The organism is Streptomyces sp. R35, assembly GCF_041053035.1.
GTDB classification, from domain to species: domain Bacteria; phylum Actinomycetota; class Actinomycetes; order Streptomycetales; family Streptomycetaceae; genus Streptomyces; species Streptomyces lutosisoli.
The window spans coordinates 10467526-10490140 of sequence record NZ_CP163440.1 but is presented as its reverse complement, the minus strand read 5'-3'; the positions used below and the strand labels follow the sequence as shown (position 1 = coordinate 10490140).

The 22615-nt window shown below is 70.1% G+C and carries 28 protein-coding genes; 10 read left to right on the top strand and 18 right to left on the bottom strand.

Annotation, left to right across the window (positions count from 1 at the left end; genetic code table 11):
• Positions 1-35 precede the first annotated feature (35 nt).
• A complete protein-coding gene (locus tag AB5J50_RS47210) occupies positions 36-449 on the top strand; it encodes an alpha/beta fold hydrolase (RefSeq protein WP_369264692.1) in 414 nt (137 codons plus the stop codon).
• Between the two features lie 61 nt (positions 450-510).
• Here AB5J50_RS47210 and AB5J50_RS47205 read toward each other — a convergent pair whose 3' ends face one another.
• A complete protein-coding gene (locus tag AB5J50_RS47205) occupies positions 511-1392 on the bottom strand; it encodes an SDR family oxidoreductase (RefSeq protein ID WP_369264691.1) in 882 nt (293 codons plus the stop codon).
• 212 nt (positions 1393-1604) lie between these two features.
• On the opposite strand from AB5J50_RS47205, the gene AB5J50_RS47200 reads away from it, so the two are divergent.
• Positions 1605-2531 carry a LysR family transcriptional regulator gene (locus AB5J50_RS47200; protein ID WP_369264690.1) on the top strand — a complete coding sequence of 309 codons (927 nt, stop codon included), beginning with the start codon at positions 1605-1607 and terminating at the stop codon, positions 2529-2531.
• On the opposite strand, the gene AB5J50_RS47195 is transcribed toward AB5J50_RS47200, so the two are convergent.
• Positions 2528-3046, bottom strand: a complete 519-nt coding sequence (locus tag AB5J50_RS47195) for a carboxymuconolactone decarboxylase family protein (RefSeq protein WP_369264689.1) — start codon at positions 3044-3046, stop codon at positions 2528-2530. The genes AB5J50_RS47200 and AB5J50_RS47195 overlap by 4 nt on opposite strands.
• A 12-nt stretch (positions 3047-3058) precedes the next feature.
• A complete protein-coding gene (locus AB5J50_RS47190; protein WP_369264688.1) occupies positions 3059-3223 on the bottom strand; it encodes a hypothetical protein in 165 nt (54 codons plus the stop codon).
• A 44-nt stretch (positions 3224-3267) separates the two neighbouring features.
• Between AB5J50_RS47190 and AB5J50_RS47185 the strand changes: the two genes are divergently transcribed.
• Positions 3268-3753: a hypothetical protein gene (locus tag AB5J50_RS47185; RefSeq protein ID WP_369264687.1), complete on the top strand. Its 486-nt coding sequence runs from the start codon at positions 3268-3270 to the stop codon at positions 3751-3753.
• Between the two features lie 162 nt (positions 3754-3915).
• Positions 3916-4212 (top strand): hypothetical protein, encoded by a 297-nt coding sequence (locus AB5J50_RS47180; RefSeq protein WP_369264686.1) that lies wholly within the window; start codon positions 3916-3918, stop codon positions 4210-4212.
• Between the two features lie 85 nt (positions 4213-4297).
• Here AB5J50_RS47180 and AB5J50_RS47175 read toward each other — a convergent pair whose 3' ends face one another.
• From AB5J50_RS47175 to AB5J50_RS47160, 4 genes are all read right to left on the bottom strand, one after another.
• Positions 4298-5104 (bottom strand): pectate lyase, encoded by an 807-nt coding sequence (locus AB5J50_RS47175; protein WP_369264685.1) that lies wholly within the window; start codon positions 5102-5104, stop codon positions 4298-4300.
• Positions 5105-5135: 31 nt separating this feature from the next.
• Positions 5136-6116, bottom strand: a complete 981-nt coding sequence (locus tag AB5J50_RS47170; protein ID WP_369264684.1) for a polysaccharide lyase family 1 protein — start codon at positions 6114-6116, stop codon at positions 5136-5138.
• 367 nt (positions 6117-6483) lie between these two features.
• Complete coding sequence (locus tag AB5J50_RS47165) at positions 6484-6834, bottom strand: metalloregulator ArsR/SmtB family transcription factor (protein ID WP_327434166.1); 351 nt, start codon at positions 6832-6834, stop codon at positions 6484-6486.
• 473 nt (positions 6835-7307) lie between these two features.
• Complete coding sequence (locus AB5J50_RS47160) at positions 7308-7595, bottom strand: winged helix-turn-helix domain-containing protein (protein WP_369264683.1); 288 nt, start codon at positions 7593-7595, stop codon at positions 7308-7310.
• Here AB5J50_RS47160 and AB5J50_RS47155 point away from each other — a divergent pair.
• Positions 7528-7686 carry a PhnA domain-containing protein gene (locus AB5J50_RS47155; protein WP_369264682.1) on the top strand — a complete coding sequence of 53 codons (159 nt, stop codon included), beginning with the start codon at positions 7528-7530 and terminating at the stop codon, positions 7684-7686. The genes AB5J50_RS47160 and AB5J50_RS47155 overlap by 68 nt on opposite strands.
• Before the next feature lie 45 nt (positions 7687-7731).
• Here AB5J50_RS47155 and AB5J50_RS47150 read toward each other — a convergent pair whose 3' ends face one another.
• The 3 genes from AB5J50_RS47150 to AB5J50_RS47140 form a co-directional block, all read right to left on the bottom strand.
• A complete protein-coding gene (locus AB5J50_RS47150; RefSeq protein ID WP_369264681.1) occupies positions 7732-8256 on the bottom strand; it encodes a hypothetical protein in 525 nt (174 codons plus the stop codon).
• A gap of 383 nt (positions 8257-8639) precedes the next feature.
• Positions 8640-9026 (bottom strand): PPOX class F420-dependent oxidoreductase, encoded by a 387-nt coding sequence (locus tag AB5J50_RS47145; protein WP_369264680.1) that lies wholly within the window; start codon positions 9024-9026, stop codon positions 8640-8642.
• A gap of 54 nt (positions 9027-9080) precedes the next feature.
• Positions 9081-9719 (bottom strand): HAD family acid phosphatase, encoded by a 639-nt coding sequence (locus tag AB5J50_RS47140; RefSeq protein ID WP_369264679.1) that lies wholly within the window; start codon positions 9717-9719, stop codon positions 9081-9083.
• Positions 9720-9956: 237 nt separating this feature from the next.
• Here AB5J50_RS47140 and AB5J50_RS47135 point away from each other — a divergent pair, with 237 nt between their 5' ends.
• Complete coding sequence (locus tag AB5J50_RS47135) at positions 9957-11303, top strand: NAD(P)/FAD-dependent oxidoreductase (protein ID WP_369264678.1); 1347 nt, start codon at positions 9957-9959, stop codon at positions 11301-11303.
• Here AB5J50_RS47135 and AB5J50_RS47130 read toward each other — a convergent pair.
• A complete protein-coding gene (locus AB5J50_RS47130) occupies positions 11300-12058 on the bottom strand; it encodes a type 1 glutamine amidotransferase domain-containing protein (RefSeq protein ID WP_369264677.1) in 759 nt (252 codons plus the stop codon). The two genes, AB5J50_RS47135 and AB5J50_RS47130, sit on opposite strands and share 4 nt — an antisense overlap.
• A 173-nt stretch (positions 12059-12231) precedes the next feature.
• Here AB5J50_RS47130 and AB5J50_RS47125 point away from each other — a divergent pair, with 173 nt between their 5' ends.
• A complete protein-coding gene (locus AB5J50_RS47125) occupies positions 12232-13629 on the top strand; it encodes a S1 family peptidase (protein WP_369264676.1) in 1398 nt (465 codons plus the stop codon).
• A 24-nt stretch (positions 13630-13653) separates the two neighbouring features.
• On the opposite strand, the gene AB5J50_RS47120 is transcribed toward AB5J50_RS47125, so the two are convergent.
• On the bottom strand, positions 13654-13842 hold the full coding sequence (locus AB5J50_RS47120; RefSeq protein WP_327434154.1) for a hypothetical protein: 189 nt from the start codon (positions 13840-13842) through the stop codon (positions 13654-13656).
• Between the two features lie 141 nt (positions 13843-13983).
• Positions 13984-14679, bottom strand: coding sequence for a L,D-transpeptidase family protein (locus AB5J50_RS47115; RefSeq protein ID WP_369264675.1), 696 nt, complete (start codon positions 14677-14679; stop codon positions 13984-13986).
• A 611-nt stretch (positions 14680-15290) separates the two neighbouring features.
• Between AB5J50_RS47115 and AB5J50_RS47110 the strand changes: the two genes are divergently transcribed.
• Positions 15291-16475 (top strand): TIGR03118 family protein, encoded by a 1185-nt coding sequence (locus tag AB5J50_RS47110; RefSeq protein ID WP_369264674.1) that lies wholly within the window; start codon positions 15291-15293, stop codon positions 16473-16475.
• 34 nt (positions 16476-16509) lie between these two features.
• Here the strand turns inward: AB5J50_RS47110 and AB5J50_RS47105 are convergent, their stop codons facing one another.
• Complete coding sequence (locus tag AB5J50_RS47105; protein ID WP_369264673.1) at positions 16510-16632, bottom strand: hypothetical protein; 123 nt, start codon at positions 16630-16632, stop codon at positions 16510-16512.
• A gap of 181 nt (positions 16633-16813) precedes the next feature.
• On the opposite strand from AB5J50_RS47105, the gene AB5J50_RS47100 reads away from it, so the two are divergent.
• On the top strand, positions 16814-18325 hold the full coding sequence (locus tag AB5J50_RS47100; RefSeq protein ID WP_369264672.1) for an aspartate aminotransferase family protein: 1512 nt from the start codon (positions 16814-16816) through the stop codon (positions 18323-18325).
• 29 nt (positions 18326-18354) lie between these two features.
• Here the strand turns inward: AB5J50_RS47100 and AB5J50_RS47095 are convergent, their stop codons facing one another.
• Positions 18355-19161, bottom strand: a complete 807-nt coding sequence (locus tag AB5J50_RS47095; RefSeq protein ID WP_369264671.1) for an SDR family NAD(P)-dependent oxidoreductase — start codon at positions 19159-19161, stop codon at positions 18355-18357.
• 50 nt (positions 19162-19211) lie between these two features.
• Between AB5J50_RS47095 and AB5J50_RS47090 the strand changes: the two genes are divergently transcribed.
• The gene (locus AB5J50_RS47090; RefSeq protein ID WP_369264670.1) at positions 19212-19751 is read left to right on the top strand and encodes a hypothetical protein; all 540 of its coding nucleotides are present in this window, start codon (positions 19212-19214) and stop codon (positions 19749-19751) included.
• Between the two features lie 2 nt (positions 19752-19753).
• Here the strand turns inward: AB5J50_RS47090 and AB5J50_RS47085 are convergent, their stop codons facing one another.
• The 3 genes from AB5J50_RS47085 to AB5J50_RS47075 form a co-directional block, all read right to left on the bottom strand.
• Positions 19754-20683 carry an SDR family oxidoreductase gene (locus AB5J50_RS47085; protein WP_369264669.1) on the bottom strand — a complete coding sequence of 310 codons (930 nt, stop codon included), beginning with the start codon at positions 20681-20683 and terminating at the stop codon, positions 19754-19756.
• 113 nt (positions 20684-20796) lie between these two features.
• Positions 20797-21426 (bottom strand): MBL fold metallo-hydrolase, encoded by a 630-nt coding sequence (locus AB5J50_RS47080; protein WP_369264668.1) that lies wholly within the window; start codon positions 21424-21426, stop codon positions 20797-20799.
• Positions 21426-22511, bottom strand: coding sequence for an S-(hydroxymethyl)mycothiol dehydrogenase (locus tag AB5J50_RS47075; protein ID WP_327434145.1), 1086 nt, complete (start codon positions 22509-22511; stop codon positions 21426-21428). Before AB5J50_RS47075 ends, AB5J50_RS47080 begins: the two co-directional genes overlap by 1 nt.
• Between the last annotated feature and the right edge of the window lie 104 nt (positions 22512-22615).

Genomic DNA, 22615 nt, shown 5'->3' with positions numbered 1-22615 from the left:
TTCCGGCGGACAGCCTCACCGTCTCGGGCAGCGTGATGGGCATCCAGGACACCGAGTACCAGGAACTCACCTCGGCCCTGCAGCCCGACCCGTTCGGCGACATGCCCGTCGACTTCAAGGAGTTAGGGCCCTCGTACCGGGGCGGCGACCGGGACGGTGTCGCGGCCTGGCTCGCCATCAACGCACGGGCCAGGACCGCGGACGCGTTCGCGCAGTCACTGGCTCACGAGATCACCTGGGCGGCTCTGGAGACGCTGGCCCTGCCCGTCCAGCTCATCACCGGCGACGCCGACCTGTACAGCCCGCCGTCCGTGATGCGGCTGAACGCGGCGCATGTGAGCGGCAGCGAGACGCATGTCGTCCGCGAGGCGGGCCACAACCCGCACTGGGAGCAGCCCGCCGCGTGGAACCGGCTGCTGGTGCGCTTCATGAAGCGGCACAGCCGGTAGCGCGCAGGAGGAGCAAGTCCTCGGTATGGATGAGCAACTCCTGCGCGAGGACGAGCGACTCCTAACGGAAGTAATGGCCTTCTTCGAGGTCCGGGATGAGCGCGGGCCGCTCGGGATGCCATCCCATGCGCTTCTGGGTCAGGGCGCTGGAGGACGGGACGTCCCTCGCGAAGAAGGCTCCGGGCCAGCCGAAGTGGCCGGGAGCCTCCTCAGGGGAGATCGCGGTCACCGGCAGCTTCAGCTGCCGGCCGATGACGTCGGCGATGTCGCGGACCGGTACGCCCTCGTCGCCGATCGCGTGCAGCCGTGCCCCCGCGGGCGCCGTCTCCAGCGCCAGCCGGAACAGCCGCGCGGCGTCGAGCCGGTGGACGGCCGCCCAGCGGTTGGACCCCTCACCCGGGTAGGCCGAGACGCCCTTCGCGCGGGCGACGGCGATGATCTGCGGGACGAAGCCGTGGTCGTCCTCGCCATGCACCGACGGCGGCAGCCGCACCACCGAGACGCGGACACCGCGCGTCGCCAACGACAGCGCCGCCACCTCGGAGGGGACCCGGGCTCCCGCGGGCGAGCCGGGATCGTGGTCGTCCTCCTCCGTCGGGACACCCGCGGTTCCGGAGGTGACGACGAAGGGCCGGCCGGATCCCACGAGCGCCTCACCGAGCGCCTCGATCGCGCGCAGATCCGTCCGGGCCGCGCCCGCATAATCGGTGAAGTCGTCGTGGATGAACGCGGTATGGATCACGCCGTCCGCCGCGGCCGCTCCGGCACGCAGGCTGTCCAGGTCGCCGAGGGCGCCGCGGTGCACCTCGGCCCCGGCGGCCGCCAGCGACGCGGCGGCCTTCTCCGAGCGGGCGAGGCCGACGACCTGATGCCCCGCGCCCAGCAGCTCGCGGACGACGGCGCTGCCGATGAATCCGGTCGCCCCGGTGACGAACACACGCATGGTGCACTCCTTACGGCACAACTTATGACGCAACGATGAGGCCGCCCCGATGTGCCACTCAAGTGGTGCCGGGACGGTGGTTCCACGGTGCGACCGTGGGGAGTTCCACGTCCAAGGCCTGTTCCGCATCAGTTCATACGCATCAGGCATCACCACAGGTCAAGGTGTCAGTTCGGTGTCAGCCTGCGCGCACGAGAGGTTACGCTCGCAGCATGTCCGACTCTCCGCCGCCTCCGGTGGACCTCGATCTGCGGCTGGTGAGGTACTTCACCGTCGTCGCCGACCACCGGCACTTCGGCCGCGCCTCTGCCGCCCTGCACATCGCCCAGCCGTCCCTGAGCCGACAGATCCGCCGCCTCGAACAGCAGCTGGGGGCACGCCTGTTGGACCGCACCCCGCAGGGCAGCCGGCTCACCGAGGCCGGAGAGGTCTTCCTGCCGCACGCCAAGGCGTTGCTGCGGTCGGCCGCCCAGGCCTCGGCGCGCACCCGGGCCGCCGCCCAGCCCAGCCGCATCACCATCGGCTACACCGCGAACCTCATCGTCACCCCGGCGGTGCGCGAGCTGCGCCGCCGGCACCCGGACGCCGACGTACACACCCTGCATCTGCCCTGGAACGAACAGCGCGCGGCCCTGCTCGATCACCGCGTGGACGCGACGGTGACCCGGCTGCCGTTCCCGACCGGCCGGCTGCACGTGACGGTCCTCTACGACGAGCCGCGGGCGCTCCTCGTCCCTCTCGGCCATCGGCTGGCCGGCAAGGAGTCCGTCACCCTCGACGACATCGCCGACGAACCCCTGCCCCGGGTGTCCGACGCGGCCTTCGACGCCTTCTGGCGCATCGATCCACGACCCGACGGAAGCCGGGCACCCGACGGCCCCTTCGTGGCGGCCTTCGAGGACAAACTCGAGGCCATCGCCGCCGGGGAGGCCGTGGCCATCGTCCCGGCCGATCCGCGCGTCGACAGTCTCCGCCCCGATCTCACCACGGTCCCCCTGTACGGCGTCGAGCCGAGCCACGTCGTGCTGGCGACCCGCGCAGGCGACCGCGGCCGCTTGGTGGCGGCCTTCCGCAAGTACGCCCAGGCCCACCTCACCGGTCCCGGCCCCGGCCCCGCCGCGCCGGACGGCCTCGGCTAGGGCTCGCTCGGCTGTACGTCCAGGGCGACCAGGAACCGGGAGACCATGTTGTACGCGGCCACGGTGGCGGTCAGTTCGACCAGCTCCCTGTCGCTGAAGTCGGCCCGCAGGGCGTCGAAGAGCCCCTCCGGGACATGGACGTCGCGGGTCATCGCGTCGGTGTAGGCGATGACCCGCCGGTGGCGTGCGTCGAGTTCCGGGTGCTCGGCGGCGTTCTCGGCGCGCACCGCCGCGAGTTGCGTGTCGTCGAGGCCGGCGCGGCGGGCCTCGGGCTCGTGTGCCGTCCACTCGTACGCGGCCCGGTTGAGGACGGCGATCCGCAGGATCACGAGCTCGCGGATGTCGGCGGGCAGGGCGATGCGCTGCCGGACCGCGCCGAGCAGGCTGTTCCAGCCGTCGGCCAGTTGGGGGCTGTGCAGCAGCATGCGGTCGAGCGGGCGCAGGGTTCCGCCACGCCGCTCACGGATGCGTTCGGCGATCTCGCCGGTGCCGTCGGTCTCCGGCAGTCGTGCCACGTAGCACTCCTTTCACAGGGGGCGAGTTGTGCGCGCCAAGAGCTTCATCGCCTCCAGGCGGTCGAAGACCCCCGCCTCCACGGTGTCGCCGAAGAACATCACTTCGGGGCCGGTGAAGACCGGCCACGCGGGCAGCGCGCCCCCGTTCGGGTCCCCCGTCCCGACGAACCGCGCCACGCACCACCGATCCACGCCCGACCGATCCACGCCCGGAGAACGCCATGGACAAGCCGCCCGTGTTCACCGCCGAGGAAATCGCCAGGTTCCGCGCGGAATTGGCGGCGCGGCGTGCGCCCGGCGCCCACGAACCCGGCCACTGGTCGGTCAGTCCGCTCAACCGGCGCCCGGATGTGGTGGGTTCACTTCCTCCGGCTGTCCGGCTGCGGGACGCGACCCTGCGCTCGGTGGAGACACTGCCGGGCGTCGTCGCCTCCACCGTCGTGCCGCTGCTGATGGTCTCGTACCTGACCGAGGAGACTCACGAGGAGTTGGTGACCGTGCTGGCCGGAGCCGGCGCCACCGAACTCACCCTGTTCGACGGGCCGGGCGCCATGAGCCCGAAGGCGTACGCGTACCTGGTCTACCGCACCCGGACACTCGCTCCGGACGTCGAGGTCGGGCTGCACCCGCACAACACCTTCGGTCTGGCGGTCGGTTGCGCGGTCGCCGCCGTACGGGCGGCGCCACGGCCGTCGAACTCTCGGTGAACGGCTACTGCGGCGGGCCCGGCAAACGCCGACCTGGCCGCGACGGCTCTCGCCTTCGATGCGCTGTACGGCGTACGGACCGGGATCAGGACCGAGCGGCTGACCGAACTGGCCCGTGCGGGCGAGTCCCTGACGGGCTATCGCACCGCGTGGAATCACCCGGTGACCGGTACCCACGCCTTCTGCTGGGGCGGCATGGACCTCATCACTCAGGAGACGGAGGTCGACCCCCTTCTGCACAACTGCCTGGAGCCCATCCTGGTCGGCAACGACCGCGAGGTCCCGTTCACCCCCGACAGTGGCCCGTACACCCTGACCGACAAGCTGACGGCGCTCGGCTTCGACCTCACTCGGGCCCAGGTCGAGGAAGTACTGGACCGTTCCCGGGAGTTGATGGCCGACGGCGGCCGCCTGCTCACGGACGAGGACCTGGCGGCGCTGGCGAGGGAGGCCCGGTGAGGCGCGCCCCCGCCCGAAGACAGCAATGCGGCTGAACGAACCGGCGTGCGGGGACCGGTTCGTTCAGCCGCCGGGGAAGGGACCGTCAGCTGTAAGTGATGTCGGACGCCGCGTACTTGCAGTACGTGCCGTCAGCGCCGGTGCCGTTCTTGGTCGGCTCCGCCCCGGTGTTGTTGCCGATGTACTTCTGGCAGGGGACGATCTTCTTGCTGGTGTCCCCGACCATCTTGATGCCCTTCAGGGTCGCGCTGTCGCCGTAGTTGGTATTGATGCCGACGATCCGGCCTCCCTTGTAGGTGGCCTCGATGGTGTTGAGGTTGATCGTCCGCTTGTACTGCGTCTTGCAGTTGCCGCACGACCGGACGAAGGTGCCGAAGGTCTGCACCGCGAAGTTCGAGACGTTCAGCGTTCCGGCGCCGTTGAACTGGAACACCTTGTCGCTGGCCTCCTTCGCCCCACCGCCGGACACGGTGTAGACGTTGGAGGACGAGGAGCCCAGGAACGTCGCCGCGTCCTCGCCGACGTCCTCCCACCAGACGTTCTGCAGCGTGCAGCTGCCCAGACAGTGGATGCCGTCCGCCGCGGGGGAACCGATGATGACGTTCTTGAGAACGGTGCCTGCGGCCAGTTCCAGGATCGGCCCCTGGTCCTCGTCCTGGCTGCCGCTGCCCAGGTCACCGGTGCCGTAGAGGCGCAACATCCCGTAGTCCTTGGTTCCGGAGACCGAGATGGTGGAGGAGACCGCCTGACTGCCGCTCGCGGTGGGCCAGGTGGCGGCACTCGCCGGCGTCAGTGCGCCTTCTATCATGACCATGGCAACCGAAAGGCCGAGTGCGGTCAGGGTGCCGGTCAGAGCGCGCCGGCGGGCGCGCGCACGTACTGGTGAAGTCATGTCCCGTTGCCTTCTTCCAGGTGGGGGGTGGTCAGAGCTGCCCGGCGCCCGCGCCGGACGTGACCGATGCGACGACGGTCGAGGCGGGCTCTGCGGTGTAGCTGTAGGGCGGGGTGGTGAAGCTGCCGACCTGCGAGACCTCGGTGGCGGCTCCGCCGAGGTCGTTGCCGGTCAGATTGGCGTAGCCGTCCACGTCGCTGTCCCGGTTGGTGGTGACGGCGACCTCCGTGTCGCGGAACACGTTGTTCTCGACGAGCATCTGGGCGCCCATCCGGGAGTGCACGGCGGTCTCGGCCCCGACGACGTAGTTGTCGTAGAAGTGCCCGGTGCCGAAACGCAGGCTCGGGATGCGGGAGTTGACGTTGTTGAACCAGTTGTGGTGGTACGTCACCCGCAGATGCCCGGTGTCCTCGCTCGCGTTGTTGTCGCTGTGGCCGACGAGCGAGCCCTTGTAGTGGTCCTTGAAGGTGTTCCAGCTGACGGTGACGTAGTCGGAGCCGTGATTGATGTCGAGCAGACCGTCGTAGTAGTCCTTGCCGTGGTCGAGGTCGGACGAGAAGGAGTTGTGGTCGATCCACACCTTCGTCGACGCCTGCACGGTGATGCCGTCGGCGGGCTTGAGCGGCTTGCTGATGTTCAGGTTGCGGACGACGACGTTGGTGACCTTCTTCAGGCGCAGTCCGCCGCCGGTGAACCCGGACGACGAACCGACGCCCAGGACCGTGGTGTTGGAGCCGATGTCGACCTGACCGCTCAGCGAGATCAGGCCGTTGACCTTGACCACCTTCGCCGTGTCACCGGTGACGGCCGTCTTGAAGGCGTCGAGCGTGGTGACGGTGACGGCCGTCGCGCTGCCGCCGCCGGTGGTCCCGGCACCGAAGCCGACCGGCGAGGTCTCGGCGGCTCCGGCGGACTGCGGCAGAACGAGAGCCGTGGTGACGGCCAGGGAGGCCGTCGCGGCCGCCGCCAGTGCCAGTTGGCGGGGGCGCTTTCGTGGGGGGCGAGTACGCATGCGGGTGTGTCCCTTCGGGAGCATCCGTGGGTCATGTACGCGAACGACGTACTTCATACGGAACGGCGTGTGGCGCGCAGTCACGCTCGTACAGGGACTTATGGGGCCCTGGTGCGTTCACTTGCCCAGGTGGTGCGGCTCGAAGCTCTGGTGTCTCGTATACGAGATGTCACACGCGGGTCACGCTGCTGAACGGGAAACGTAAGGGGCAAGCGCTTTCTAGTCAACGCTTCACACAGACCACATCCGGCCAACTCCCGCATCACGCGGATTCCCGCGGATGCCCGCGGACCTTTGGAGCCCGGTGCCGCGGTGCTCAAGCGGAGCCCTGAAGCCCGGCGCCGCGATACTCAAGGCGGCGACACGGTTACGCGGTCGGCTTCGTCTCTCCCTGAGCGGCCTTCAGGTCGGCGAGCAGTTCGGCCTGCCCCGCCAGCACTCCGGAGAGGATGGTCCGCGCGACCCTGAGCAGCTCCGCCACGTGCGGGCTGGTCAGCGAGTAGTAGACGGTCGAGCCTTCCTTGCGGGTGACGACCAGGTTCGCCCGCCGCAGCACGGCCAGCTGCTGGGACAAATGCGCGGGCTCGATCCCCACCTCGGGCAGCATCTCCGCCACCGCGTACTCCCGCTCGCTCAGAAGCTCGAGGACGCGGATGCGTGCCGGGTGCCCGAGCGTCTTGAAGAACTCGGCCTTCAGTTGGTACAGCGGCGTACTCATGCTGCCGCCCCCTCTCCGACCCGCCGGCACGGACGTACCGACCGCTCCTCGGCGCCTCGCACCCGCCCACTCGTCACACCCATGCGGACCATCCTCGCCTGCCGGGCAGGCAGGACCCAATTCGCGTCCCTTTTGCGCGGGACACCCCTTCACAGCGGCAGGGTGATCCAGATGCTCTTGCCGTTGCCGTCGGCGTCGCCGCGCACCACCGGCCACGGCCGTCCAGTTCGGATGCCGGACGAACTCCTCGATGGCACGCCAGCTGACCACCAGCACGCGGTCGCCCTCGGGTTTGGCCACACCCAGCGCGTTCGGCATCTGTTGCAGCCCGATCACGCAGAGGGGCAGCGCGACGACGGCCACGGTGGGTCCGGCGAGCAGATCGCGCCGGGGCGCGCGCGCCATCTCCGCCAGGTCTGCGCGGGCAGGCAAGAGCGCGGAGATCCGGGTCCGGGCCCGGTCGAACGCCCCGGTCATCGTGTGCCGACCTCTGCTTCTCGCAGCTCGGCCGGGAGTTCGTCGCGCCCGGAGAGCATCTCGGTCAGGATCCGCCGGGCCGCCCGCATGAGATCCGCGACGTCCCCGCCGGCCAGTTCGTAGACCACTGTGGAGCCGCCGCGCTTGGAGGTGACGATGCCCGAGCGGCGCAGCACCGCCAGCTGCTGCGAGAGAGCGGACGGCGACTCCGTCACGGTGATCAAGGACCTGAAGGTGAAGGGCACCTCGGAGACCCTCAAGCGCGGCACGCCGGCGAAGAACATCCGCCTGACCGGCAAGCCCGACGAGATCGAGTGCAACACCAAGAAGGTCAAGGGTCTGGTCCTGAAGACCACCTTCCTGAAGAAGGCATGACATCGGACCCGACCCGCGGAGGGGATCGGGCCCGATGCCGACGCGTCAGCTGAGGCCGAGGTCGGAGAGGGCGGTCGTCCAGTCGGTGATGATGGCGTCCTGGGCGTCGGTGAGGCTGACGGTGCCGGCGCAGACAGCCTTCTTGAGCTTGTTCTCGACCGTGTCCTTGTTGGCGGCGGTCTTCGTGCCGTACTCGGGCTCGGGCCAGAGGTTGAGCGCGCTCTTGGGGGAACCGCCGAGCTCGAGGGGGACGAAGTGGTCTTCCTCGTAGTCGGAGGTGGAGGTGTCGGTGTAGCCGTACTCGACGATCTGCTTCTTCTTCAGAGCCGTGGTGTACGAGCTGGAGGGCCGTACCGTCGCGGTCCAGCCGGAGACGCAGATCGTGGAGTCGATGGTGTCCTGGGTGACGTCCGGGTTGAGGTCGCCGGGCTGGCAGCTGGGGTCGGGCAGCGGAAGGTAGGCCTGGCTGCAGGTGGCGGCGTGCGCGGTGCCGGCGGTGACGGTGAGCCCGGCGGCGGCGAGGGCCAGCGCGGACAGACTGGTGACGAGGGGACGGGATATGCGGGACATCGTGGGGGTCTCCCGATGTGGTGCCCGGCAGAGTTCCGGGCGGTCATGGGCATGACAGCATCGGGGACTTCTATGCGGGTAGACCCTTTGACTCGACCGGGAGACCTTTGGTTGAAGATTTATCCATGGCCTGACCGCCGTAGGTGAAGTCATGGCCTGGACTTGGTTGTTGGGTGAGACACCACCCGACGGGACCGAGGGGCGTTAGCGTGCACCTGTCACTGTTCAGGTGAAGGCGCCCCCTCGTGCACGAGGGGGAAGTTCCCCCGGGGAAGATGCGCGCGCCCGCAATTCTGGGGCGCCTGGCTCTCGCGCTACTCGCGGCCCCCTAGGGGGCCGTTCTACGCCTGGCGGCCACGAGCGGTGCGCGGCACGTCAGGGCGTCACGGCGTCAGTGTGATGCGGATGCCCACCGTGCCGCGCTCGCCCCGGCGCAGGCGGCTGCCGAAGAGGGTGAGGCGGCCGATGAGACCGTACTTGCGGGCGACGAGCTGCCGGTAGTGGGCGGTCGCGGCCGCGTCGACGACCTCGGCGGTGGCCGGGACCTGTTCGCCGGTCGGATTGCCCCGCACGTCGCAGGGTCCCACCAGGATGTCGGCGCGGTTGCGGATCCGCTTCACCTTCCAGCTGTCCGCGGGGGTCCAGGCGCCGAGCGCCGCACCGTCCCGCACGACCCACACCGGCGTGGCGACTCCCGTGCCGTTCTTGCGGTAGCTCGTGATCAGCAGGTACTTGCCCGAACCGAGCGTGTCCAGCGAAGCCTCATCCATGGCGGAAGTCTAAGCGGCCGGTCCGGGCGCCGCAGGGCGCCCGGACCGTTCGGTTCAGGACAACTGGCCGTCGTAGTCGGGCAGCTTGAAGGTGCGCTCGGCGTGGCCTCCGACGAGGTCGGAGGTGTTGTTGCCGACGTTGGCGATGATCGTGTAACCCAGGGATTCGATCTGTGCCCGCTTGCTGGTCTTGTAGGCGCTGACCTCGTCGAAGAGGTCCGGCAGATCACGCACGTACAGGCCGGAGACCGGGTAGCCGACGGTCTTCAGGTTCCACTTCGTCTCGCTGGCGATGATGCCGGGGCGCGCGGTGACGAAGAAGATGTCGACGCCCCGGGAGTGCGCGTAGCGAGCGAGTTCCAGGGAGGCCTTGACCGCCGGGGTGGGGAGCGCGTACCAGGGGTGGAAGTCCGTCTCCAGCGTGGTGTTGTCGATGTCGAAGACGAGGGCGAGCTTCTGTCCGCCGGCGTTCGCGGTGCGCTGTTCCACGTACGGCAGCGCCTGGTCGATGACGGCCTGGACGTCACTCTGCCAGGTGGCGTAGTCGACGTCGGCCTGGGCCGCGGTCGTGCTCACCGCCGCCTGGACCGGAGCCGCGGCGGCGGACCCGGCCGCGGTGACCGTCCCTCCGATCCCCAGCGCCACGACCGCCGAAACCGCGCCTATCCTGCGCCCCACACCGCGTCCTGTCATGCCCGTCCCCTTCTCACGCCTGCACACGTCGGAGCGACGAGGTAACTCGACCTCGCCGCGCCCGACATGATCGCGCGCACGGATGTACGAAAGGGGAAGGAAGAGTTACTGCTCGGTAGAGAATGTCGCCGCCGCCCTCCCCCGCCCCGGTCGCGGTGGCAGACGCGTGCATCCCGTGTGAGCCTGAGCTCGCGGTCGGCGGGCCGCTGTGTCGGCTCGTGGAGAGAGGCTGCTCGGATGGACGCTCCGAAGATCGTCATCGTCGGCGCGGGTTTCGCCGGCGTCGAGGCCGCGCGGGGCCTCGAACGGATCCTCGCTCCCGGCGATGCCCGGATCACCCTGGTCAGCCCCACCGACTATCAGCTCTATCTGCCGCTGCTGCCGCACGTCGCCGCCGGTGTCGTCACCCCACAGTCCGTGGCGCCCTCGCTGCGCCGGATCCTGCACCGCACCGTGCTGGTGCCGGGTGGGGTGATCGGCGTGGATCCAGGGGCCAAGGTGTGCGTCGTCCGCAAGATCACCGGAGACGTCGTCGACCTGTCGTACGACTACTTGCTCCTCACCCCGGGCAGCGTGACCCGCACCTTCGACATCCCGGGGCTGCTGGACGAGGCGCGGGGCATGAAGACCCTCGCCCAGGCCGTGTATCTGCGCGACCATGTGATCGCCCAACTCGACCTGGCGGCGGCCACGTCCGACGAGGACGAGCGGGCCGCGCGACTGCAGTTCGTGGTGGTCGGCGGCGGCTACGCGGGCACCGAGACCGCGGCCTGTCTGCAGCGCCTGACCACCGCCGCGGCGAAGCGCTACCACCCGCGGATCGACCCCCACCTCATCAAGTGGCATCTGGTCGACCTCGCCCCCAGGCTGCTGCCGGAGCTCGGCGACAAGCTGGGCAGGAGCGCGTTGCGCATGCTGAGCGAACGCGGCGTGCAGATCTCCCTGGAGACGTCCGTCGCCTCCGTGACCGAGGACAAGGTCACCCTCACCGACGGCCGGGTGCTCCCCTCGCGGACGCTGGTGTGGACGGCCGGTGTCGCGGCGAGCCCGCTGGTCGACTCGCTCGGCGCGGAGACCGTACGCGGCCGGATCGCCACCGAACCCGACTTCCGGGTGCCGGGCCTGGACGGGGTGTTCGCGCTCGGCGACGCGGCCGCCGTGCCCGACCTGGCCAAGGGCGACGGCTCGTACTGCGCGCCCACCGCCCAGCACGCCGCCCGGCAGGGCCGGCATGCGGCGAAGACCCTGACCGCGCTGTTGCGCGGAGAGCCGACGACGCCGTACAAGCACAAGGACCTCGGTCTCGTCGTCGACCTCGGCGGCCACGACGCGGTGTCCAAGCCGCTCGGCATCGGTCTCAAGGGCGTGCCCGCGCAGGTCGTGGCCCGCAGCTACCACCTGTACGCGCTGCGCACCGGCGCGGCCCGGTTCCGTACCGGCGCCAACTGGCTGCTCAACGCGGTCGCCGGCGACGACTTCGTCCGCACCGGGTTCCTCGCCGACAAGAAGGGGACCCTCCGGGACTTCGAACACACCGACGTCTATCTGACTCCGCCGGAGGTCGCCGCCCGCACCCGCGCCTAACGCTCGGCGGTACGCGTCAGCAGGGCGAGGTAGCGGCGGCCGAAGAGGTAGGCGTCTCCCGGCCAGCGGGCCGAGAGGTAGTGGCCGTCCCGCACGACGAAGGCATGCGTGTCGTCGGAGGCGGTGCCCCGTCTGGTGAGCGTGCGAGGCCCCCGTTCGAACTGCGCGGCCGGGTCGGCGAGGGCCGCTCTGACCTCGTCCTCGACGTACGCGGGGTAGGTGCGGTAGTAACGGCCGAGACGCCAGGCGGTGGTGAAGTAGGCCGTGCGTTCCATGTACTTGGGCAGACAGGTCGTACGCCGGTCCGCCAGCACGCTGCGGCCTGTCGCGGTGTCGCGGGCCCGGGCGAGCACGAGGACGCCGTGGCAGATCGCGCCGACCGGCCGCTCCAGGGTCCAGAAGCGGGCGATCCGCTGCTGCAACGCTGATGAGCCCAGGTATTGCCGCATGCCCGGCGCGTGTCCGCCGGGCAGCAGCAGTCCGTCGAACCCCTCGACGTCGACGTCCGCCCAGGAGACCGTGGCGTCGAACTCCGGGGATTCGGTGAGCTGTTGATAGCACTGCCGGGGTTCCGCCTCGGCGCCGAGCTGTCCGAAGAGCACGCCTGTCAGCAGCTTCGGGTCCGCCTCGGGCCGGGTACCCGCCCGCTCGGTCGCGAAGACGACCTCGTGCCCCGCCTCCGTGAGGATCCGCCAGGGTACGGCTACTTCGGTGACGTCGAAGTCGCGGTCAGGGACCGGCATGAGCACGCGCATCCGCCCATCATGGCAGGGCTGTTCACCACGCGAGAGGGCCCGGGGCCGAGCCCCGCGAATGCTTCGTGCGCCGCGGTGAACGCGCGGGCGTGGGCGCACGTATGAGGGGAGGGCTCTCGACCGGGGCCCTCGGCGGTGGTGACGCCGCGCCGTTCGGCTTCGGGAGCCCATGGATGAGGCACGCACGACGACGGATCGTCCGACGGGGGGCGCGACTCGCGGCCGTCGGCGGGCTGCTCTGCGGAGGGCTGATGGTGACGCACGCGATGGCGAGCGAACCGTCCGACACGTCGCGTGCCACGGAGAGTTCGGCGCAGGCAGCCGCCGATACAGGTGCCACCCTGGTCACGCGTCTCGGTACCTCGCGTACCGCAGGCAGTTGGATCGCCTCCGACGGCAGCCCGGTCGTCGCGGTGACCGACTCTGCCGCGGCGGCCGAGGTGAAGGAGGCGGGTGCCCGCGCGAAGGTCGTACGGCACAGCATGCGGGACCTCAAGTCCGCGACCGCGAGCCTGAGTTCGGCGCCCCGGGTGCCGGGCACCGCCTGGGCCGTGGACTACACGAAGAACGAGGTGGTGGTGCAGGCCGACAGCACGGTCTCCGCCTCCGACTGGTCGCGTATGACGCAACTCGCGGACGGCATCGGGGACTCCGTACGCATGCAGCGGACCCAGGGCGCGTTCACCACGCGGCTGAACGGCGCGCAGCCGATCTTCTCGACCGGCGGGCGCTGTTCGGCGGGCTTCAATGTGACCAATGGGCAGAGCGAGTTCATCCTCACGGCCGGGCACTGCGGCCCGGCAGGATCCGTCTGGTTCGCCGACAACCGGGGCACTCAGCAGGTGGGCCGGACGATCACCACGGCGTTCCCCGGCAGCGACTTCTCCCTCGTGCAGTACGACAACGGTCAGCAGACCACGGCCGGGAGCAATGTAGTGGCCATCGGCGGCGGAAACGGCGTACGCATCACCGGTGCCGCCGATCCGACGGTCGGCCAGCGGGTCTTCCGCAGCGGCAGCACCAGCGGGCTGCACGACGGGAAGGTGACCGCGCTCAACGCCACGGTCAACTACCCGGAGGGCACCGTCACCGGACTCATCGAGACCACGGTGTGCGCCGAACCCGGCGACAGCGGCGGCCCGATGTTCTCCGAGGGCATCGCACTCGGAGTGACCTCGGGAGGCAACGGGGACTGCACCGCGGGCGGTACAACGTTCTTCCAGCCGGTCACCAAGGCGCTGACCGCGCTGGGTGTGCAGCTCGCGGGGCAGCCCCAGGCCTCCGCCGGCGGTGCGGCCCAGGCCTCCCCCGCTCCGTCGCTTTCGGCCGCGCCCTCGGCGTCTCAGGGCGCGGCGGTCGCGCCCGGGTCGGCCGCGCCGGGCGCCGTCGAGCCGGTGGGGACGACGGGCAACGCTCAGACGCTCGTCTCCCGGCTCACGAACCCCCAGAACGTCGGTCCAGGCCTACTGATCATCGCGGGAAGTCTGATCGCGCTGGTGGCGACGCGGTACATCCGCACGGAACAGGACCGCAAAGCCTATCGGCGCCAGTATTCGCAGAGTTGGGGCTGAGAGTTGGGGCTGAGATCCGGGTGGTCACGCCGCCTGCGTGGGCGACTCCAGGGAGGCTTCCGCCCACTCCAGGACGAGCCGCTGGTACTCCCGCCGCTGGTCCATGTTCAGCGTCCCGCCCGTCCGGAACCAGAGGGCCCGGATCTCCTCGTTGACCTCGGCGGCTGAGCGCTCAGAGTCGCTTTCAGGAGTGGTGGACATGGTGTGAATCATACGGGCCTTGGCGTGAAGGTGATGTGAGTAAAGGTGCGCCCCCTGACATTACGGACCGTGAAGCTCATCACTCACGAGGACGGTGTCCTCGACGAGTTGGGCGAGCGGGAGCTCCGGACCGGCACCTGCGGCCGGGTGCCGTCAGGTGCCGGGCTTGCGGCCGTACACGAAGACGTCGTCGCCGGTCTTGAGCAGTGACCAGTACTTCTTGGCGGTGGCGTTGGTCATGTTGACGCAGCCGTGCGAGCCGGGCGGGTTCCACATGCTGAGGCCGACCGAGTGGAAGGCCTCGCCGCCGTCGAAGAACTGGCTGTAGGGCATGGGCACGTTGTAGATGTCCGAGACGTGGTCGATGTCCCGCCAGTAGATCTTCTTCAGGCCGGTGCGGGTCTCGTATCCGTCGCGTCCGGTTCGGACCGGCACCGGACCGTAGACGAGCCTGTCGCCGTCCTGGATCCAGCTGAGCTGGAGTGTCAGGTTGACGCAGGCGATGCGGCCCTTGTTGACCGGGCACTTGCCGTCCTTGTTGGGGTTGTTCCCGACGGCCTTCTGCTTGTTCATCAGGTCCATCACGCCCCAGGTGACGGATCCCGCGTACCCGATGTTCGGGGTGATGCCGTGCTTGGTCTGGAAGGCCTGGATCGCCTTGCAGTCGGCGGTGGACTGCCGCCCGTCGACCGGCCGGCCGAGGAACTTCTCCACCTGCTTCTGGTACGGGCCGGTCTGCGTCGTGCAGCTCGCGGCCTGCGCGGGCGTCGTGCCCAGCGCGAGGGTCAGCGGTGCGACCAGTCCGGTGATCCCGAGTGCGACGGCTCCTCGTCTGCGTATGTCCCCCATGGCGGGCCCTCCCTTTCGTGCTTCTCGCGTTACCTGCCTGGTAGACCCGCGTCGGGGGGTGTGCGTTGTAGGGAGGATCGGGGCTGCGACCAAACGGTGACTTTTCTCGTAGCCTTGTGACACTTTTGGACGCGTCTGACCTGGGGCCTTGAGGAATCGGTCCTGCCCGGCACGATCGAGGTATACGAGAACAACGTCAGCCTCTGGCTGGATTGGTGTGACGAGGCTGACGTCCGTCCAGTCCTGGACAAGCCGACCGCCGGCGCCCACCTCGCCGTCCTTCTTGAGGAGCGGAACTACGCGACCGCCACCGCCGCTCTGCGGCGGCAGGCCCTTCTCCTTGGCGAGGGCAGCCACGGCGAGACGACGGCAGCGGCGGGTCAGCGGACATCCGGTCGATGCCGGAGTACACGTCCACGTGGCAGTTCGGGCAGATGTCGACGGTGGGGATGTCGACCTGCCGGCCCGCGTGGCTCGGTGTGCGGCCAGTTGGGCGCGGCCCGATCGGCGGGGTGGCGCGTCAGCCGTCGTGTGTCGGCTGGCGCATGCGATTTGCGTCACATCTGATGACCTCTACCGGTTTGTTCCGCACTGGCAGAGGAGTTTCGTACATGGCACAGCAGGTATCGGTCCGCCGATCGCGCCCCTTCAGTAAACGGGTGCTGGCGGCCGCGCTGACTCTGGGCACCGTCGGCGCCCTCGCCGCCGCGGCGCTGCCCGGGCCCGGGCAGGCCGGCCCGCACAAGGCGGACCACGGCTTCCTGGAGAGGGACCTCGTGTCCGACCTCGCGGGAAGAGCGGAGGTGCAGGACAAGAACCTGGTCAACCCCTGGGGCCTGGCACTCGCGAACACCGGAGAGGTGTGGGTCTCGGACAACGGCTCCGACAAGGCCACGATCTACACCGGAGCCGTGGACCGGCAGCCGGTCAGCATCGTGCCCCTGGTGGTGGACTTCCCGGAGGACGGCGCCCCGACCGGGGTCGTACGCAACGACACCGACGACTTCCAGATCGGGCCCCGAGGCTCCACGGCTGCCGCCAAGTTCCTCTTCGCAGGGGAGCACGGCGACCTCTTCGCATGGAACCCGCACATCACCGGGACGGGCGTCGACACGGTCGCTCACGAGGACGCCATCTTCAAGGGCCTGGCGCTGGTACGCGGCAAGGACCACAGGGAGAACGGGAAGGACGGCAAGGACGAGAAGCACGGCGAGCCGCGGATCCTCGTCGCGAACTTCAGTGACGCGCGCATCGACGTCTTCGACAAGGACTTCAACCCCGTACCGCCGACCGACAGCCGGTTCGAGGATCCGAACCTCCCCGACGGATACGCACCGTTCGATGTCAAGACGATCGGTTCCAAGGTCTTCGTGACCTACGCCCTCCAGGACGACGACAAGGAAGACGACGTCCCGGGCGCCGGCCACGGATTCATCGACGTGTACAGCAAGGAGGGGAAGCTGCTGCAGCGCTTCGCGAGCGGCGCCGACCCGAAGAACGGGCATGTGCTCAACTCCCCCTGGGGCCTCGAAGTCGCCCCCAAGGGCTTCGGGAAGTTCGCCGGTGACCTGCTCGTCGGCAACTTCGGCGACGGCCGCATCAACGTCTTCAACAAGAAGACCGGCAAGCTCAAGGGAACCCTGAAGGACCGCAACGGCGACCCGATCGAGATCGAGGGCCTGTGGGGCCTGCAGCGCGGCACCAAGCAGTCCGGCGGCAAGGACTCCGTCTGGTTCGCCGCGGGCATCGAGGACGAGGCGCACGGCCTGCTCGGAACCCTGCGGGCCGAGCACTGACCGCGCACTCTGCGCCGGCCCGGCGGGTGGCCGACTACACCCGCCGGGCCGGCACTTGCCCCGGCCACCGGTCGTCGCCCGCGTAGCAGTAGAGGCGGAGGAGTGAGACGCCCTGCCGCTTCTCCCGGGCCTCCAGCAGACCGGACACCGACGGCACCAGCCACCTCCACGAGCGAAACGAGCGGACGAACCACCGCGTCTCTCCCGCCGCCAACCAGAGTTCATGCCCACCCACCCCGAGCCAAAGCATCACGTTCGGCCGGCGGATGGCTTCTGAGAATCGTGCTCTTTCCTCCCCACGCTCTCCATTCCGTTCAAAACGGGACCATGTGAGGAGCATGAGCAGCACCGGGATTTCCGGGGCTCTGGCCGCCCTCTTCCTCGGCGGCGCCTTCCCCCACCATCACGGCAGCCAGGCCGGCCCGCCCCCTCGTCCCTCCCACCGTCACCCGCCCGCCCGGCCAGACGTCCACGCCAGCCCCGGGCGGCTACCGCAGCAGTCCGCCCGCGATTTCGCCGTGCGGGAGGTGAGCGGTCTCGACGAGCGTCCGGTCGCCCACCTCGGCAAGGCGCCCGGCCCCGAGCCCCTTCCGGCCGGCGGAACGGGCGCCGAGGGCGCCCTGGCCCGGTTCGCCGAGCGCTGGTCGCCGGGTTTCTCCGGCTCGGCCGGCCCGCGCTACCTCGGCTTCGTCACCGGCGGCGCGACGCCCGCATCGCTCACCGGGGACTGGCTGACCAGCGCGTACGACCAGAACGTGTCCGGCAGCGGTGGCTCGTCCGCGGCCGCCCTGGAGCGCGAGACGCTGGGCTGGCTGCGCGAACTGTTCGGGCTGAGCGAGGCGCACAGCGGGGCGTTCGTGAGCGGGGCGGCCGTCTCCAACACGGTCGGTCTGGCGATCGCGCGGGAGTGGCTCGGCGAGCGCCTGGGCGTGTCGGTTTCGCAGGAGGGGGTCGGGGCGCTCGGTCCGGTCGACGTGCTGTCCGGCAGCCCGCACTCCAGCGTCGCCAAGGCACTGTCCGTGCTCGGCATCGGGCGGGACCGGCTGCGTCCGGTGCCGGTGCTGTCCGGGAACCGCGAGGCCGTCGACGTCGAGCGGCTCGCCGCCGCCCTGGACGCGCTCGACGGGCGCCCGGCCGTGGTCGTGGCGAACGCCGGGACGGTGAACACCGTCGACTTCGACGATCTGCGGGCCATCGTGGCGCTCAAGGAGCGGTACGACTTCTGGCTGCACGTGGACGCCGCGTTCGGCGGCTTCGCCGCGCTGTCACCGTCGTACGCGCATCTCGTCGAGGGCCTCGACGCGGCCGACTCCGTCTGTGTCGACCTGCACAAGTGGCTGAACGTCCCCTACGACGCGGCCGTCCAGTTCACCCGCCGCCAGGACCTCCAGGTCCGGGTCTTCCACAACGCGTCGCCGTATCTCGGACTCCCCACCGGCGACCCCGACTTCCTGCACCTCACGCCGGAGAACTCCCGTCGGCTGCGCGCGCTTCCGGCCTGGTTCTCGCTGATGGCGTACGGGCGCGACGGGCATCGCGAGATCGTCGAGCGGAACGTCGCGCACGCCCGGCGTCTCGGCGAGCGCATCGCGGAGGTTCCTCAACTGCGGCTGCTGGCACCGGTCCGGCTCAACGTCGTCTGCTTCACTCTCGCCGACGATCCGGGCGAGGAGCGGGTGCAGGCGCTGGCGCGGGAGATCGCCGCCTCGGGTGAGGCCTACGTGACGCCGACGTTCTACGGCGGCACGCATGCGCTGCGGGCGGCGTTCAGCAACTGGCGTACGTCCGAGGCGGATACGGACCGGGTGTACGAAGCCGTCGCCCGCCACTGCGCCCTTCGACGCCCCTGATACCCGCCGGCTCCACCGACTCCCCTCCGCTAACCCCTCTCCACACCATCGAGGCGCTTGATGGCCTGCTGGAAACCGGTGTTGACCGCCAGCAGGCCCCCGTCCACGCACAGCGTCGTCCCGGTGATCCAGGCCGCGTCCCGGGAGGCGAGGAAGGCGACGGCGGCCGCGATGTCCTCGGGCTCGCCGACCCGGCCGAGCGGATACACCTCCGACGCCAGTGCGAGGTCGGCCTCGCGGTCCTCCCACGCCGTGGTGCGGACCGTGCCCGGTGCCACCAGGTTGACGCGCACGCCGCGCGGGGCCGCGTGCGCGGCGAGGGTGCGGGTCAGCGACATGAGACCCGCCTTGGCGGCGCTGTAGGCGTGGTTGCTGAAGGACTGGATGCCGTTGACCGAGCCGATGCTGACGATGGCTCCGCGGCCCGAGGCCACCAGGTGCGGGAGCGCCGCGCGGGCGCAGCGGTAGGCGCCGGTCAGGGTGAGGTCGAGGTCACGGGCCCACACCTCGTCGGGCTCGTCCTCGAAGAGCGGGGCGTCGGGGGTGCAGCCGTACGCGTTGTTGACCAGGACGTCGAGCGAGCCGAAGGCGTCCACGGCGTACGCGACGGCCGCCTCGACCGTCGTACGGTCCCCCACATCGCAACGGAACGCCTCTGCGCGCCCGCCGAGTTCACGGATCGAGGCGGCCGTCTTCTCCGCCTCGGCCAAGTCCACGTCGGTGACGAGCACTTGGGCGCCTTCCTCGGCCAGTCGGCGCGCGGTGGCCGCGCCGATGCCGCGGGCCGCGCCCGTGATCAGAACCCCGTGTCCTTCGAAGCGCCTCATCGCAGTCATGGCAGGGACGCTACTGCCGTGATCGTCCCGGGGACAGATACCGTGCGCCCATGTCCGCGTTCATACAACAACTCCCGGCGCTGATCGGCGTGGTCATCGGTGCCCTCGGCTCGTATCTGGCGATCGTGCGGGGCGAACAGGTCCGGTTCCGTCGCGAACAGACGACTCGCTGGGAGGAGCGGAGGCTCGCGGTGTACTCCGACTACGCGCGGTCCCTCAAGAAGGCCATCACCCTGACGTACCGCGTCGCCGCCCACCTCGGGAACGACCCTCACCCGCACCCGTTGTCCCCCGAGGAGGCCGCCCCTCTCCTGGCCGAGGCCACCGTCGGCCGGGACCCGGCCGGCGAGGCGCTGTTGCTGCTGGGGACGCAGGAGGTGGTGGACAAGGCGCGTCTGTGGGTCCTCTCGGTCATCGACATGGAACGGTTCCTGAGCGATCGCGTCCACGATCCGCAGGCATGGCAGGTCCTGCTGGACCGCCAGCGCGCCGGGCGCGAGGAGTATTACGCCGCGGTCCGCCGTGACCTGGCGCTCCCGCCCGGCCACTCGGCGCGCTGGGAGGTCCCGCCGCCCCAGGTACGCGCCTGACCTCAGCGGTAGCCCGTGGTGTCCGCGGGCTTGCCCGCGTCCTGGACCTCGACCAGGTAGCGCCAGGCGTCCGGGCGGCTGCCGTCGCGGTCGGTGAAGCCGTACACCTGGGCGAGCCGGCCGCTGGAGAGCGACTCCCCGTTCCAGCGCGCGACGTCCGGGTCGGCGACGAGGGCGGCGACGGCGCGGCCCACGTAGTAAGGGGTCTCGGAGATGGCGAAGTGCGGGACGCGCTCCAGGGCATCGCGCCAGTTCGCCTCGGTCACGCCGAAGTTGTCGAGCATCATCTCGGAGCGCAGCCAGCCGGGGGTGAGGGCCACCGCGGTGGCTCCGCGCGGGCCCAGCTCCTGTCCGAGGGCGAACGCCATGCGCAGGACCGACGACTTGGCCAGGTCGTAGAAGAACGAGACGCGGTAGGTGTTCCGGTTGTACTCGGCGGTGCCGTCGGTCATCTCGACGACCAGGCCGCCCGGTTGGCGCAGCAGCAGGGGCAGCGCGTGGTGGCTGGTGATCGCGTGCGTCTCGACGGCGAGGCGGAGCAGCCGCAGGCCGTGGTCGAGGTCGTGCTCCCAGACCGGGGTGTCCCACTCGAAGAGGTTTTCGCCGCCCCAGATGTCGTTGACGAGGAGGTCGAGGCGGCCCTGTTCGTCCGCGATGCGCGCGACCAGGGCCTGGACCTCGGACGGGACGAGGTGGTCGGTGGGGACCGCGATGCCCCGGCCTCCCGCCGCCGTGACGAGGTCCGCGGTGTCCTCGACGGTCTCCGGGCGGTCGTACTCCGAACGCCGCTCGCGTGTGCTGCGCCCGGTGACGTAGACGGTGGCACCGGCCGCGCCGAGCTCCACGGCGATACCGCGGCCCGCTCCCCGTGTCGCTCCGGCGACCAGGGCGATCTTGCCCCGCAACGGCGTGCCCTCCAGCGGCCCTGACATGTCCGACCTCCGTACTCGTGGCGCCCACGGGCTGCCTCCGCCCATGCGTCCCTACGAGCGTGCCCCGGAAGCCGGACATCTTCTGTCAGGATTCTGACCGCCGTTCCCTCGTGTCAGTGACCGCGCGCGATCCACTCCTCCAGATGCGGGGCCTCGGCGCCGATCGTGGTCGAATCCCCGTGTCCCGTCCGGACGACCGTGTCGGCCGGGAGGCCGAGCAGCCGCTCGCGGATCGACTCGACGATCGTCGGGAAGTGGGAGTAGGAGCGCCCGGTGGCTCCCGGGCCGCCCTTGAAGAGTGTGTCGCCGGTGAAGACGGTGCCCAGGCCGGGGTCGTACAGGCACACCGCGCCCGGCGCGTGGCCGGGGGTGTGCAGGACGGTCAGGTCGGCGCCGGCCGCCTCGATCACCAGGCCGTCGTGGAGCCAGGCGTCGGGGAGGCGGTCGGGGTGGGTGAACTTCCACAGCGGCAGGTCGTCGGGGTGCAGCCAGATCTTGGCGCCGGTGCGCTCGGCGAGGGCGGGCGCGGCGTCGATGTGGTCGTTGTGGGCGTGGGTGCACACGATGGCCCGCAGCCGCCGGTCGCCCACCGCCTCGGCGATGGCGTCGGCGTCGTGGGCGGCGTCGATGACGATCGCCTCGTGGTCGTCGCCGACGATCCAGACGTTGTTGTCGACGTCCCAGCTGCCGCCGTCGAGCGAGAACGTGCCGGAGGTGACGAGGTGTTCGATGCGCGCCGTCATCACAACACCACCACCGAACGCAGCACGTCGCCGTGGTGCATCCGCTCGAAGGCCGGCTCCACCTCGTCCAGGGCGATCGTCTCGCTCACGAACGCGCCCAGGTCGAGGCGTCCCTGGAGATGCAGGTCGATCAGCATCGGGAAGTCCCGGGAGGGGAGGCAGTCGCCGTACCAGGACGACTTGAGGGCGCCGCCGCGTCCGAAGACGTCGATCAGCGGCAGTTCGAGCTTCATGTCCGGAGTGGGTACGCCGACGAGCACGACCGTGCCGGCCAGGTCACGGGCGTAGAAGGCCTGCTGGTACGTCTCCGGGCGGCCGACTGCCTCGATGACGACATCGGCGCCGAAGCCGCCGGTCAGCTCGCGGATGGCCTCGACCGGGTCCGTCTCGCGGGAGTTGACGGTGTGGGTCGCGCCGAGCTTCTCCGCGGTCGTGAGCTTCCGGTCGTCGATGTCCACGGCGATGATCTTCGCCGCGCCCGCGAGCCGGGACCCGGCGATCGCCGCGTCGCCCACGCCTCCGCAGCCGATGACCGCGACTGTGTCGCCCCGGCCGACGTTCCCGGTGTTGATGGCCGCCCCGATCCCGGCCATGACTCCACAGCCGAGCAGTCCGGCCACCGCCGGGGAGACGGCCGGGTCGACCTTGGTGCACTGTCCGGCGGCGACGAGGGTCTTCTCGGCGAAGGCGCCGATGCCGAGGGCCGGGGACAGCTCCGTGCCGTCGGTGAGCGTCATCTTCTGCTTGGCGTTGTGCGTGTTGAAGCAGTACCAGGGCCGCCCGCGCAGACACGCCCGGCACTGTCCGCACACCGCACGCCAGTTGAGGATGACGAAGTCGCCGGGCGCGACGTCCGTGACACCGTCGCCGACCGACTCCACGATCCCGGCCGCCTCGTGGCCGAGCAGGAACGGGAAGTCGTCGTTGATGCCGCCCTGCTTGTAGTGCAGGTCGGTGTGGCAGACCCCGCACGCCTGGATCTGCACCACGGCCTCTCCCGGCCCGGGGTCCGGCACGACGATGGTCTCGACACGCACCGGCTCGTTCTTGCCCGGTGCGATCACGCCCCGTACTTCCTGCGCCATGTGAGTAAGCCCTTCCATGGGTCGACGTTCCGTCAACCGACCCTACGGGGTGACCGGCCGGTAGAAGGCCAGGTGGCCGCGCCTCACCGTGTGCCCCACTCCAC